Origin of the sequence: Streptomyces sp. NPDC091209, assembly GCF_044757755.1 — a bacterium.
Classification (GTDB): Bacteria; Actinomycetota; Actinomycetes; order Streptomycetales; family Streptomycetaceae; genus Streptomyces.
This window is the reverse complement of sequence record NZ_JBIVVR010000004.1, coordinates 1-13,026: the sequence shown is the minus strand read 5'-3', so window position 1 is coordinate 13,026 and position 13,026 is coordinate 1. Positions and strand designations below refer to the sequence as shown.

At 70.2% G+C, this 13,026-nt stretch carries 9 protein-coding genes and 1 tRNA gene; 5 read left to right on the top strand and 5 right to left on the bottom strand.

Annotated elements, in window-relative coordinates:
* Positions 1–38: 38 nt before the first annotated feature.
* The 4 genes from ACIQRL_RS12990 to frc form a co-directional block, all read right to left on the bottom strand.
* On the bottom strand, positions 39–1,445 hold the full coding sequence (locus tag ACIQRL_RS12990; protein ID WP_401330887.1) for an OFA family MFS transporter: 1,407 nt from the start codon (positions 1,443–1,445) through the stop codon (positions 39–41).
* Complete coding sequence (locus ACIQRL_RS12985; RefSeq protein WP_401330885.1) at positions 1,445–2,833, bottom strand: OFA family MFS transporter; 1,389 nt, start codon at positions 2,831–2,833, stop codon at positions 1,445–1,447. Before ACIQRL_RS12985 ends, ACIQRL_RS12990 begins: the two co-directional genes overlap by 1 nt.
* Positions 2,834–2,956: 123 nt before the next feature.
* Positions 2,957–5,104 (bottom strand): acetate--CoA ligase family protein, encoded by a 2,148-nt coding sequence (locus ACIQRL_RS12980; protein WP_401330883.1) that lies wholly within the window; start codon positions 5,102–5,104, stop codon positions 2,957–2,959.
* Positions 5,105–6,337, bottom strand: coding sequence for a formyl-CoA transferase (frc, locus tag ACIQRL_RS12975; RefSeq protein WP_401330881.1), 1,233 nt, complete (start codon positions 6,335–6,337; stop codon positions 5,105–5,107).
* A gap of 166 nt (positions 6,338–6,503) precedes the next feature.
* Between frc and sucC the strand changes: the two genes are divergently transcribed.
* The 3 genes from sucC to ACIQRL_RS12960 all read left to right on the top strand — a co-directional run bounded on the left by sucC (position 6,504) and on the right by ACIQRL_RS12960 (position 10,329).
* Positions 6,504–7,634 carry an ADP-forming succinate--CoA ligase subunit beta gene (sucC, locus tag ACIQRL_RS12970; RefSeq protein WP_401330879.1) on the top strand — a complete coding sequence of 377 codons (1,131 nt, stop codon included), beginning with the start codon at positions 6,504–6,506 and terminating at the stop codon, positions 7,632–7,634.
* Between the two features lie 11 nt (positions 7,635–7,645).
* Positions 7,646–8,587 carry a succinate--CoA ligase subunit alpha gene (gene sucD, locus ACIQRL_RS12965; RefSeq protein WP_401330877.1) on the top strand — a complete coding sequence of 314 codons (942 nt, stop codon included), beginning with the start codon at positions 7,646–7,648 and terminating at the stop codon, positions 8,585–8,587.
* Between the two features lie 143 nt (positions 8,588–8,730).
* Positions 8,731–10,329 carry an aldehyde dehydrogenase family protein gene (locus ACIQRL_RS12960; protein WP_401330875.1) on the top strand — a complete coding sequence of 533 codons (1,599 nt, stop codon included), beginning with the start codon at positions 8,731–8,733 and terminating at the stop codon, positions 10,327–10,329.
* 204 nt (positions 10,330–10,533) lie between these two features.
* On the opposite strand, the gene ACIQRL_RS12955 is transcribed toward ACIQRL_RS12960, so the two are convergent.
* Positions 10,534–11,865 carry a DUF2254 domain-containing protein gene (locus tag ACIQRL_RS12955; protein WP_401330873.1) on the bottom strand — a complete coding sequence of 444 codons (1,332 nt, stop codon included), beginning with the start codon at positions 11,863–11,865 and terminating at the stop codon, positions 10,534–10,536.
* Between the two features lie 142 nt (positions 11,866–12,007).
* Between ACIQRL_RS12955 and ACIQRL_RS12950 the strand changes: the two genes are divergently transcribed.
* Positions 12,008–12,095: transfer RNA gene (locus ACIQRL_RS12950), tRNA-Leu, on the top strand.
* Between the two features lie 99 nt (positions 12,096–12,194).
* A complete protein-coding gene (locus ACIQRL_RS12945) occupies positions 12,195–12,518 on the top strand; it encodes a hypothetical protein (protein WP_401330871.1) in 324 nt (107 codons plus the stop codon).
* Positions 12,519–13,026 lie beyond the last annotated feature (508 nt).

Here is a 13,026-nt window from a genome sequence, read left to right as displayed (position 1 = left end):
GTCGCGGAGAGGGCCACCCCCGTCGGGAAGGCCGTTGCTCAGCCGACCGGTTGTGGCTGTGGTGCCGGGGTGTCCGCCGTGCTGCGCCCCGGCTGCCGGAGCAGCAGGGCGACCGCGGCCGCCGCCATGGAGATACCGCCGGCCAGCGCGTACGCGCCGTCGTAGCCCCAGGCGGCGACCACCATCGAGCCGAGCCCCCCGCCGAACAGACCGCTGATCAGCTTTCCGCTGTACACCAGCCCGTAGTTGGTGGCGTTGTAGTTCTCGCCGAAGTAGTCCGGAGTCAGGGCCGCGAACATCGGGTAGAAGGCCCCGCCGCCGAACCCGGAGAGGAAGGCGAAGATCAGGAAGAGCGCCTCGCTGTGGATGTCACCGGCCCAGATCACGCCGAACTGCGCGAGACCGAGGACCACGATGACGAACACCAGGGTCTGCTTGCGGCCGTACGTGTCGGACAGCCAGCCCACCACGCCGCGGCCGACGCCGTTGATGACCGCCATCACGCCCATCGACGAGGCCGCCACCAGGGGCCCGAAGCCGACCTCCTTGGCGTAGTCGACCTGGAAGGAGATCCCGAAGATCGACACACCCGCGGTCATCACGAGCGCGATCCACATCAGCGGGAGCATGCCGGTCCTGATGGCCTCCTTGGGGGTGAACTGCTTCACGGCGGGAGGGTTCTTGGAGAGACTCGCGGCGCCCTTCGGGGAACCGCCGTACGTCAGCGGGTCGATGTCCGCGGGCCACCAGTTCTTCGGCGGGTCCTTGAAGAAGAACGCGGCGGACAGCACCACGATCATCACGTAGCAGCCGATGAGGTCCAGCACACGGTGGTAATTGGCCGTGTCGAAGGCGTAGTTGAAGATGAAGATGAACGGCAGGGAGCCGTAGGCGAATCCGCCGTTGACGAATCCCGTCCGCGCGCCACGGCGTTCGGGGAACCACTTGCCGACCATGTTGATGCAGGTCGCGTACACCAGACCGGACCCGATGCCGCCGATGACACCGAAGCCCAGGATCGCCAGCAGCACATTGCTCAGATGCGAGAGGGCGAGGAAGCCGGCCGCGCACATGACCGAGCCCGTGTACATGGCCTTGCGGGCCGTCAGGATCCCCTTCTCCCGCAGCCAGCCGGCGGGGAAGGCGATGCCCGCCTGGAAGAAGACCCAAATGCTCAGGATCCAGAAGGTGTTGCTCTGCGTCCAGCCGTGGGCGTGGGACAGGGTGTCCTCGGCCGAGCCGTACGCGTACTCGAAGACACTGATGGCCATCATGGCGGCCCACGGCAGGTACACCATGAACTTCCGTGAGTGGCCCAGGATGTCCCGGTCGGTCTCGCCGATCCGGTAGACACGCCCCCGGGCGTCCGTGACCTCCCGGTAGGCGCGCTCCGGGGCGCCGGGGTCGTCCGGCGCGCCCTTCTCCGCGATGGGTTCCGTCGTCATCAGGCCATCTCCTCGCCGAGCGGGTGCGGATTGGGAACGATGCTGCGGGCCTGCGGCCGGCCCGGTGCCTTGAGGAACAGGGCCAGTACGGCGGACGCCAGACCGATGGACCCGGCGAGCACGAAGGCGCCGTGGTAGTCCCACGCGCCGACGACGACCGCGCCCATGCCGGAGCCGACCAGGCCCGAGATCAGCTTCGAGCTGTAGACCATCCCGTAGTTGGAGGCGTTGTTGTTCTCACCGAAGTAGTCCGCCGTCATGGCCGCGAACAGCGGGAAGATCGCGCCGCCGCCGAAGCCCGAGACCATGGAGCAGAACAGGAAGAACGGCATGCTGCCCATCTGGCCGGACACCAGGACGCCGAACTGGGCGGAGCCCAGCACCAGACAGACGATGATCAGCGTGTGCCGCCTTCCGAAGCGGTCGGATATCCAGCCGATGACCCCGCGCCCGGTGCCGTTGACGATCGCCTTCAGGGACATCGCCGTGGCCACGATCCCGCCCGCGAAGCCCATGTCCTTGCCGAACGGCACCTGGAAGGCGATGCCGAAGATGTTGATCCCGGCCGTGCACAGCAGGCAGAACCACATCATCCAGAGAACGGGGGTACGGGCCGCATCCCTGGGGGTGTACTGCTTCACCGCCGGCGGGTTCTTCTCCAGCGCCCGCCGGATCTTCGGGTCGTCGGACACCTTCAGCGGGTCCACGTGCGCCGGCCACCAGCCCTTCGGCGGGTCCTTGAAGAACCAGCCGGCCACCGCGACCAGGGCGCAGCAGAGCAGACCGACACCCACCAGGACGCCCCGGTAGTTGCCCAGATCCATGTACGAGGTGAACAGGAAGACGAAGGGCACGGACCCGTAGGCGAAACCGCCGTTGACGAAGCCCGTCTTGCCGCCCTTGCGCTCCGGATACCACTTGCCGACCATGTTCACGCAGGTCGCGTAGACGAGACCCGCGCCGATGCCGCTGCACATGCCGAAGCCGAGGTAGGCGACCGCCACATGCGGCGCGAACGCCAGGGACACATAGCCGAGCAGGGTGCCGAGCGCGCCCAGCAGCATCGCCGTACGGGCCGGGAGCCTGCCGCTCTCCCGCAGCCGCCCGGCCGGGAAGGCCACGGCCGCCTGGAAGAAGATCCAGACGCCCATCAGCCAGAAGATGTGCCCGCTGCTCCACAGGTGGGCCTCGTGGAGGGTGTCCTCCGCCGAGGTGAACGCGTACTCGGCGGAGCTGATCCCCAGCATGCCCGCCCAGGGCAGGAAGACCATCCACGCGCGTCTGCGGCCCATGATGTCGATGTCGGTCTCTCCGACCCGGTACACGCGGCCGTGGCGGTCTCTCACCTCTCGATGAGGGACCGCAGTCGAGTAGTCGGTTGTTGTCATGTCGATCGAGCACCCCTTGCGTCGAAAGATCTGGTCAGCGCCCCCTGCCCCATGCCTTTCGTGCGCTCACGGGTCCCGGGGGCGGTCGACGCGCACCGTCGGCCGCCCCCGCGCACACTCATGTCATGAGCGGCCCCCCATCAGTCCTGCCGCGCGCGCCCAGCGGTACTTCGCGCCGAGGACGGCCACCGGCATCTCGGTCGTGTACGGGTAGGCCACGACCCCCCGCTCGTACAGGTACCGGCAGGCCTCCTCGACCTCCACGTCACCCGCGAGCGACGCCACCACCGGCTTCTCGACGCCGCGTTCGCGGAACTCGGCCACCACGCGCGCGGCGAGTTCGGCGAAGACCAGGGGAGGGGTCACGAGGGTGTGCCAGTAGCCGAGGACGAGCGCGTGGACGCGCGGGTCCTCCAGACCCAGCCGGATCGTCGCCTCGTACGTCGACGGCGGCTCGCCGCCCGTGATGTCCACCGGGTTGCCCGCGGCCCCGAAGGGCGGGATGAACTTCCTGAAGGCGGCGTCGAGGTCCGGCGGGATCTCCATCAGGGACAGTCCGTTGTCGGTCACCGCGTCGGACAGGAGCACGCCGCTGCCGCCCGCGCCCGTGATGATCACGACGTTGTCGCCCCGGGGAGCCGGGAGCACCGGCAGGGCGCGCGCGTACTCCAGCATGTCGTTCAGTCCGGGAGCCCTGATGACCCCGGCCTGCCGCAGGATGTCGTCGTACACGGCGTCGTCGCCGGCGAGGGCTCCGGTGTGCGAGCCCGCGGCCCGCGCGCCGGCGGCGGTCCGCCCCGCCTTCAGGACGACGACGGGCTTCTTCGGGACCGTGGCGCGGGCCGCCGCCACGAAGGCGCGGCCGTCCTTGAGGTCCTCCAGGTGCATCGCGACGCACGTCGTGTGCGGGTCCTCGCCGAACCAGGTGAGCAGGTCGTCCTCGTCCAGGTCCGCCTTGTTGCCGAGCCCGACGATCGCCGAGACACCCGTCTTCGTGGTCCGCGCGAATCCCAGGACGGCCATGCCGATGCCACCGGACTGCGAGGTGAGCGCGACACCGCCCTTCACGTCGTACGGCGTGCAGAACGTGGCGCACACGTCGTGCCAGGTCGAGTAGTAGCCGTAGATGTTCGGGCCCAGCAGCCTGACGCCGTACCGCTCCCCGATGGCCACGATCTCGTCCTGGAGCCCCCGTTCGCCGGTCTCCGCGAACCCGGAGGGGATCAGGACCGCGTTGGGGATGTTCTTGCGTCCCACCTCCTCCAGAACCCGGGCCACCGCGCGGGCGGGCACGGCGAACACCGCGACGTCCACCTCCCCGGGAATGTCCGTGACGCTCGCGTAGGCCTTGCGGCCCTGGATGTCGTCGGCCCGGGGGTTCACCGGATGGATCTCGCCCGCGAAGCCCCCGTCGATCAGGTTGCGCAGCACCGCGTGACCGATCTTGCCCGGGACGTCGGAGGCCCCGATCACGGCGATCGAACGCGGCCGCATCAGCCGGTCCGTCGAGGCGAGGATCTCCGCACGGGTGTACCGGCGTCGCCCGGCCGGAGCGCTCCCGCCGAGGAGCACGCGGACGTCCGCCGCGACCGCGCCCTCCGGGGAGGCGATCACCGGGTTGAGGTCCACCTCGGCGATCTCGGGGAAGTCCGTGACGAGTTCGGAGACCCGGCGGATCTGCTCGGCCAGGGCCGTCCTGTGCACCGGCGGCGCGCCGCGCACCCCGCGCAGGATCTCCGCCGAGCGGATGGAGTCCAGCATCGACAGCGCCTCGTCGTCGCTCACCGGCGCGAGCCGGAAGGTGACGTCCTTGAGGACCTCGACGAGCACCCCGCCGAGCCCGAACGCGACGACCTTCCCGAACGTCGGGTCGCTCACCGCGCCGACGATGACCTCCTGCCCCGGCGGGACGAGTTCCTGCACCTGGACGCCGTCGATCCGGGCGCGGAGGTCGTACGCCCGCGCGTTCCCGACGATGGTGCGGAAGGCGGCCCGTACGTCCGCCGCTCCCTCGACACCGACCAGCACCCCGCCCGCGTCGGTCTTGTGCAGGATGTCGGGGGAGACGACCTTCATCACCACCGGGCCGCCGAAGCGTTCCGCGTGGGCCACCGCCTCGCCCTCGTCGCGGGCCAACTCCTCGCCGGGCACGGCGATCCCGTAGGCGTCGGCGACCAGCCTGCCCTCGGGCGCCGTCAGCGCGGTCCGCCCCTCGCGTCGTACGCCGTCGAGGAGCGCCCGCACCCTCGCCACCCGGTCCTGGGCCGCCATCTAGATCACCCCGCCCGACTTCAGCAGCCGCAATTCCTCGTCGCCGAGGCCGAGTTCGCCGATGTAGATCTCCTCGTTGTGCTCGCCGAGCAGCGGGGAGGCGGTGATGTCGACGGGGGAGTCGGAGAGTTTGAGGGGACTGCCGACGGTGACGTAGGAGCCGCGCTCGGGGTGCTCGACCTCGACGACCATGTCGTTGGCGGCCAGTGACGCGTCCTCGATGATCTCCTTGGTGGACAGGATCGGTCCGCACGGGATGCTCTGGGCGTTGAGTTTCTCCAGCACCTCCCACTTGGGCAGGGTGCCGGTCCATTCCTCGATGAGCTGGAACATCTTGGCGAGCCTGGGCAACCGGGCCTGCGGGGTGGCCCATTCGGCGTCGTCGGCGAGTTCGGGGCGGCCGATCAGCCGCGTGATCGGCTTCCAGCCGGTGGGCTGGACGATGACGTACACGTAGTCGTTGGGGCCGCCGGGCGCGCACCTGACGGCCCAGCCCGGCTGGCCGCCGCCGGAGGCGTTGCCCGAGCGCGGGACCTCGTCGCCGAAGTCCTCGTTGGGGTACTCGGCGAGCGGCCCGCGCGCGAGACGCTGCTGGTCGCGCAGCTTCACCCGGCAGAGGTTGAGGACGGCGTGCTGCATGGCGACGTTCACGCGCTGGCCGCGCCCGGTGCGGGTGCGCTGGAGGAGCGCGGCGAGGATCGCGGCGACGGCGTGGACGCCCGTACCGGAGTCTCCGATCTGAGCGCCGGTGGCCATCGGCGGACCGTCCTCGAAACCGGTGGTCGCCATGGAACCGCCCATGGCCTGCGCGACCACCTCGTACGCCTTGAAGTCGGTGTAGGGGCCGTCCCCGAAACCCTTGATGGAGGCGTAGACGATCCGCGGGTTGATCTCACGGACGCGGTCCCAGGTGAAGCCCATGCGGTCGATCGCGCCGGGGCCGAAGTTCTCCACCATGACATCGGAGCGGCGGATCAGCTCGGTCAGGAGCTGTTTGCCGCGCTCGGTCTTGGTGTTGAGGGTGATGCTGCGCTTGTTGCTGTTGAGCATGGTGAAGTAGAGGGAGTCGGCGTCCGGGATGTCCCGCAGCTGGGTGCGGGTGATGTCACCGGTCGGCGCCTCCAGTTTGACCACGTCGGCGCCGAGCCAGGCCATCAACTGGGTGGCCGACGGCCCGGACTGAACGTGCGTCATGTCCAGGACGCGGATGCCTTCGAGAGCCTTGGTCGTCACAGGTCACCTCACTTGTCCGTTGCCTCGAACCGCCCCGGTGCAGCCGGCGGTGGGCCAGGTTCGGCACATTGCATACAGTCGACGAATACTGTATGAAGATTGTTATCCCGCATCCGGTGGGTGATGTCCAGGGGTCGTGCACCACTTTCAGGACAGGAGCCGAATCATGGACCTGTACGAGCACCAGGCGCGGCAACTCTTCGCGGAGCACGGCATCCCGGTGCCACGCGCAGAGGTCACGGACTCGCCCCGGGAGGCGCGCCGGATCGCCCGCGCGCTCGGTGGCCGGGTCGTCGTCAAGGCCCAGGTCAGGACCGGCGGGCGCGGCAGGGCGGGCGGCGTGCGGCTCGCCGAGGACCCCGCCGCCGCCGAACGGACGGCCCGCCGGATCCTCGGCATGGACATCAAGGGCCACCCGGTCCGCACCGTGATGCTGGCCCAACCCGTCGACATCGAGAGCGAGTTCTACGTCTCGTACGTCCTCGACCGTGCCGCCGGACGCTTCCTCGCCGTCGCCTCCACCGAGGGCGGCACGGAGATCGAGCAGGTGGCCGCGGCCCGGCCGGAAGCGGTGGCGCGCATCCCCGTGGACCCGGCGGAGGGCGTCACCTCGGCGAAGGCGCACGAGATCGTACGGGCCGCCGGACTGCCGCCGCGTACCGCCGACATCCTCACGCGGCTCTGGCAGGTACTCACACGCGAGGACGCCCTCCTCGTCGAGGTGAACCCTCTCGTCCGCACCACCCAGGGCCAGATCGTGGCCCTCGACGGCAAGGTGACCCTCGACGACAACGCCCGCTTCCGCCAAGCGTGTTGGGGCGAGCACCAGGCTTCGCACACCGACCCGCTGGAGGCGGCGGCCGCGGCCAGGGGCCTCAACTACGTGAAGCTGGACGGCGAGGTCGGCGTCATCGGCAACGGCGCGGGCCTCGTCATGTCGACCCTCGACGTGGTCGCCGGCTGCGGGGCCCGCCCCGCCAACTTCCTCGACATCGGCGGCGGGGCGTCCGCGCGGATCATGTCCGACGGCCTCTCCGTCGTGCTCTCCGACCCGGACGTCAGATGCGTCCTCGTCAACGTCTTCGGCGGAATCACCGCCTGCGACGCCGTCGCCGACGGCATCGTGCGGGCCCTGGACACCGTACGGCCGACCAAGCCCCTGGTGGTCCGGCTCGACGGCAACAACGCCGCACGGGGCCGCGCCGTTCTCGGCGACCGCGCGCACCCCCTGGTACGGCAGGCCGCCACCATGGACGCCGCCGCCCGCCTCGCCGCCCGACTGGCCGACACCACCTGAAGGAGCGGGACATGGCCGTCTTTCTCACCAAGGAGTCCAAGGTCCTCGTCCAGGGCATGACCGGTGCCGAGGGCATGAGACACACCCGGCGCATGCTCGTGGCCGGCACGAACGTCGTCGGCGGCGTCAATCCGCGCAAGGCCGGCCGGACCGTCGAGTTCGACGTCCCCCCGTACCCCGGGGGCCCGGGAAGCGCCTCCGGAAGCGTCCCGGTCTTCGGATCGGTGGCCGAGGGGATCGAGGCGACGGGCGCGGACGTGAGCGTCGTGTTCGTGCCGCCCGCCTTCGCCCGTACGGCCGTACTGGAGGCCGCAGACGCCGGGATCGGTCTCGCCGTCGTCATCACCGAGGGCATCCCCGTCCACGACTCCGTCGCCTTCTGCGCGCACGCAGCCGCCCGGGGGACCCGCGTCATCGGGCCCAACTGTCCCGGCCTCATCACCCCCGGACAGTCCAACGCGGGCATCATCCCCGCCGACATCACCAAGCCGGGACGCGTCGGCCTGGTCTCCAAGTCCGGCACCCTCACCTACCAGCTCATGCACGAACTGCGGGACACCGGCTTCTCGACCTGTGTAGGCATCGGCGGAGACCCCGTCGTGGGCACCTCGCACATCGACTGCCTGGCGGCCTTCCAGGACGACCCCGACACCGAGCTGATCGTTCTCATCGGGGAGATCGGTGGCGACGCCGAGGAGCGGGCCGCCACGTACATCCGCGATCACGTCACCAAGCCGGTCGTCGGATACATCGCCGGATTCACCGCCCCCGAGGGCCGCACCATGGGACACGCGGGCGCCATCGTCTCCGGCTCCGCGGGCACCGCCCGGGCCAAGAAGAAGGCCCTGGAGGCGGCCGGGGTGCAGGTGGGCGGCACCCCGACCGAGACGGCACGGCTCGTCCTGGCCCGGCTGGAGGAGCGCGCGACCCCGAGTGATGTCACTCATAGTTGACGTGAGGTGACTGCCGGAAGCCGAACGACCTCACTACCTTCCCACTATGTACGCGACGACTGTTCGCGCGGGCCCGTACGACCTGCCGTTCGGCGGAAGCCGGGCCCCCCGCCCCCGACTGTGCACCGAGAGCGGAGACACCCGTGACGACCCCCGACGCCAACGCTCGTGAACGCGATCCCCTCGATCCCGTCCCCTTCAACCCCACCCCCCTCGTCCTCAAGTCCGGAACGTCCTGGACCGACGCCTGGCGGCGGTGTCTCACCGTCGCCCCCGAGGCGTTCCGCGACGACCGGGTGCTCAACCTGTGGAACTCCGGCTGGCAGGCGGACGGCCGGGCCCTGCCCGCGACCAGCCCCGTCGACGGCAGTCCCATCGCGGGACCGCCCCGGCTCGACGGCGCCACCGCCCGGCGGGCCGTCCGCGCCTCCCTCGACCAGCACCGGGCCTGGCGCCATGTGCCCCTCGCGGAACGCCGGGCCCGCGTGGCGGCGACACTCGACGCCCTGACCGAACACCGCGAACTGCTCGCCCTCCTGCTGGTCTGGGAGATCGGCAAGCCCTGGCGGCTGGCCCAGGCCGACGTGGACCGGGCGATCGACGGCGTGCGCTGGTACGTCGACGGCATCGAGCCCATGGTGGCGGGCCGGGCCCCGCTCGACGGCCCTGTCTCCAACATCGCGAGCTGGAACTACCCGATGAGCGTCCTCGTCCACGCGATGCTGGTCCAGGCCCTGGCGGGCAACGCCGTCATCGCCAAGACCCCGACCGACGGCGGCGTCGCCTGCCTCACACTGGCCTGCGCGCTCGCCGTGCGCGAAGGCATCCCCGTCACCCTGGTCAGCGGCAGCGGGGGCGAGCTGTCGGAGGCGCTCGTGCGCGCGCCCGAGATCGGCTGCGTCTCCTTCGTCGGCGGCCGGGACACCGGCGCCGCGGTGGCCACCGCCGTCGCCGACCTCGGCAAGCGCCATGTCCTCGAACAGGAGGGACTCAACACCTGGGGCATCTGGAACCACACCGACTGGGACGCGCTGACGGCGGTCGTCCCCAAGCTCTTCGACTACGGCAAGCAGCGCTGCACGGCGTACCCGCGCTTCGTCGTCCAGCGCACCCTGTTCGACGACTTCCTCGCCGCGTACCTTCCGGCCGTCCGCACCCTGCGGATCGGCCACCCCCTCGCCGTCGAGCACCCGGACGACCCGTACCCGTCCCTCGACTTCGGCCCGGTCATCAACGCGGCCAAGGCCAAGGAACTGCACGACCAGGTCACCGAGGCCATCGACCGGGGCGCCGTCCCGCTGCACCGCGGCAGGCTGTCCGACACCCGCTTCCTGCCCGGCCAGGACACATCGGCGTACGTCCAGCCCGTCACGCTCCTCAACCCGCCGCCCTCCTCACCGCTGCACCACGCGGAACCCTTCGGCCCCGTCGACACCATCGTCCTGGTCGACACCGAGGCCGAACTGCTCGCCGCGATGAACGCGTCGAACGGAGCGCTGGTCGCCACCCTGTCCACGGACGACGAGGCGACGTACACCCGACTGGCCCCGCAGATCCGGGCGTTCAAGGTCGGCCACGGCCGGCCCCGCTCCCGGGGCGACCGCGACGAACTGTTCGGCGGCTTCGGCGCGTCGTGGCGCGGCGCGTTCGTGGGCGGGGAACTGCTGGTACGCGCGGTGACCCAGGGCCCGGCGGGGGAACGGCTGCCGGGGAACTTCCCGGAGTACCACTTGATGCCGTGAGCCCACCTCGGGTGAGGCCGATCTGGTGACCCGGTGACCCGGTGACCCGGTGGCGCTGTGGGCCCGGCGGGCTTGGCGGGCTCGGTGAGCTCGGTGAGTCTCATGGGGTGAGAGCGGGCGGCGTCCGTCATCGGGCGCCGCCCTGCGGGACGGCCGGGTGCGCCGGGTCCCACCGGGGCGGGGCCGCCCAGCGAGCCGCGTCGGCTACCCGATGCCCTGCCGGTCCGGTCGCAGTGCGAAGGCACGGTCCGACGCCTCCAGCCCCGATCGCTCCACGGCCTCGATGAGCAGGGCGCGGTGCCGGAGCAGCGGCTCGCGGCGGTCCGCGGGAGCGATCACGGCCAGATCGTCGAACCCGGCGACGAGGCGCCGGGTGACCTGCGGGCTGCCGACCGCACACGCCCGGATCTCGGCGAACCCGAGATCGACCAGCTCGGTCCAGCCCGGCACGGGTTGCACCAGCCGCACGCTCCCGCGCCGGTCGCGATGGAGCGCCGCGTCGAGGGGCCGGCCGGCGACGGCGGCCAGGAACTGCACGATGCGGTCGATCGCCTGCACGGCCGTGGTCGGATCGTTCACCGCCGCCGACAGCGCCCGCAGCCCGATGTCGGACAACTGGCGAAGCCCGAACGCGAAGTCCTGGTGAAAGGTGCGCTCCACCCCGACGGACACGGTGTAACTCAGCGACCGCCCTGCCGGGGCGGAACCTCCGTGGACGGCGAGCAGCGGCGTACCCGGTACGACGAAATCCCCCATCCGCGGGATCAGCCGCAGGACGACATCCTGCTGCCGGGCCGCCTTCACCAGCCGGGCGATGTTCACGTCCCGCAGGACGCCGGCCCGCCCGTGGTGGACGACCCGGGCGGTCTCCGGGCCGAGCGTGTTCTCCTCGCCGGACGAGCGGGCCACGGGCATCCGCGCGACGACCTTGAACGCCTCACGGGTGATGCGGTCGATGACATGGCTGATGCGCATGAGCCGCAGGGTCTGGTTCACGTACAGCACGAAGAGCAGGAGGCTGAGCCCCAGCATCAGGAGCGTCAGAACCGACTGGACCAGGGGGACCGAGGTCACCTTCCGTGGTTCGGCCTGCCCCTCGTACGAGGTCAGCACCAGGAGCGACAGCAGGAAGGTCGCGAGGAAGACGGCGAACGTGGCCTTGGTGATCCGGCTCCGCACGAAGATCCGCACCACGCGGGGACTGAACTGCCCGCTCGCCATCTGGACGGCGACCAGCGAGATGCTGAAGACCACACCGATGAAGGTCATCATCGCCGAGGCGACCACGGTCACCACGGTCTTCGCGTCGTCGGCCAGCCGCAGCAGCTCGTCGAGGGTGTCGTAGTCGTGCGCCTTTCGCAGCGCCTCGACGAGCGCGGTGTCGAGCGCGTTCGCCGCCGCCCACACCACGAAGACCAGCACCATGGCCGCGGTGGGCGCGAACCAGAACGTGTCCCGCAGATGCTCCCGCAACGGCGACAACGCCCTCGGCCGCCGACCTTCCCGCAAACCCTCGGTAGTCATCCAGTCGCCCATGGTGAGACTGTAAGCGCACCCCCACGCCGCCCCGCGGACCCGCTCCGGAGGCCCGGATATGCAGGTGAGAGGCAGTCCGAAACCTTGGTATTGTTGTCCATGTCGCCGCGGGGAACACCCTCGGCCAGGCGGCAGACACCTAGTCCGGGTGGCGGAATGGCAGACGCGCTAGCTTGAGGTGCTAGTGCCCTTTATCGGGCGTGGGGGTTCAAGTCCCCCCTCGGACACCAGCAGGGACGTTCACGAGATCGTCCTCGATGCGTTCGCGAATTACCGGTCGAGTCGGATGACTCACCGGTTTTTCGTCGTTCCTGGGGCCCTCGGGCCGCGTGATCGGCTCGGTGGAGGGTTCGGCCAACTTCTACCCGGACACGCCGGGCGCTTCCTTCGTGCGCGTGCCGGTGATCGAGGGCGAGGCCGGCTACCCGGCCGACAGCGACCGCGCCTTCCCCCTGGCCAACATCGAGGTGGATCTACCGACCCGTGAGCAGGGCATCCGCCGGAACAGGATCGAGATCAAGTTCCGCTACAACGAGAGCGGCATCCTGCACCTCACCGCCACCCACGCGGCCACCGGCAAGCAGCTCGCCGAGCGCGAGATCGATTCCTTCGGCCCCGACGGCACCCCCCCTGCAGCACGGCCTCGACGATGAACTGACCCGCCTCCTGGCCCACACCGTCCGTCCGTTCGCCGACGGTTCCTCCAATGTCCGACACTTCTCGGCAGCTGAATCGGCCAACGTCCGCCCCGCACCGATCGACATGGCTGTGCGCGTGGTGGAGGCCGATCCGGCCGTAACGGTCAACGGCGAGCCGCAGGGCGTGGTGACGCGGGGACTTTGATCAGCATCAGGACTCTGGTGGGTAATTTCCGGGTGCGCCAGTGGCTCGCTCCAGCGTTGCGGTGTGTAGCGGGGGTCGGTTGGTCCCGTCTATGGCCGCCGCCACTGGTGCGCTTGCCGGATTGATGGACCGCTCGGAGTCTGTTGGACTCCAGCCCGCCTGTGAGCCACGAGCGATTCACCCTGGGCGCGCGTTGGGATCAGTGCCCCAGCGCGAACGCTAGTAGGACTCCGTTAGGTCTATCTCGATCTTGGCGTCGTGCGTGCTGTGGCGGGCAGGGCTTGGTGGCAGGTGGTGCAGACACCGGTCCAGCACCTC

Coding starts and splice junctions, on each gene's coding strand:
- sucC (WP_401330879.1), top strand. CDS start 6,504: ATGGACCTGTACGAGCACCAGGCGCGGCAACTCTTCGCGGAGCACGGC.
- ACIQRL_RS12985 (WP_401330885.1), bottom strand. CDS start 2,833: ATGACAACAACCGACTACTCGACTGCGGTCCCTCATCGAGAGGTGAGA.
- sucD (WP_401330877.1), top strand. CDS start 7,646: ATGGCCGTCTTTCTCACCAAGGAGTCCAAGGTCCTCGTCCAGGGCATG.
- ACIQRL_RS12990 (WP_401330887.1), bottom strand. CDS start 1,445: ATGACGACGGAACCCATCGCGGAGAAGGGCGCGCCGGACGACCCCGGC.
- ACIQRL_RS12980 (WP_401330883.1), bottom strand. CDS start 5,104: ATGGCGGCCCAGGACCGGGTGGCGAGGGTGCGGGCGCTCCTCGACGGC.
- ACIQRL_RS12955 (WP_401330873.1), bottom strand. CDS start 11,865: ATGGGCGACTGGATGACTACCGAGGGTTTGCGGGAAGGTCGGCGGCCG.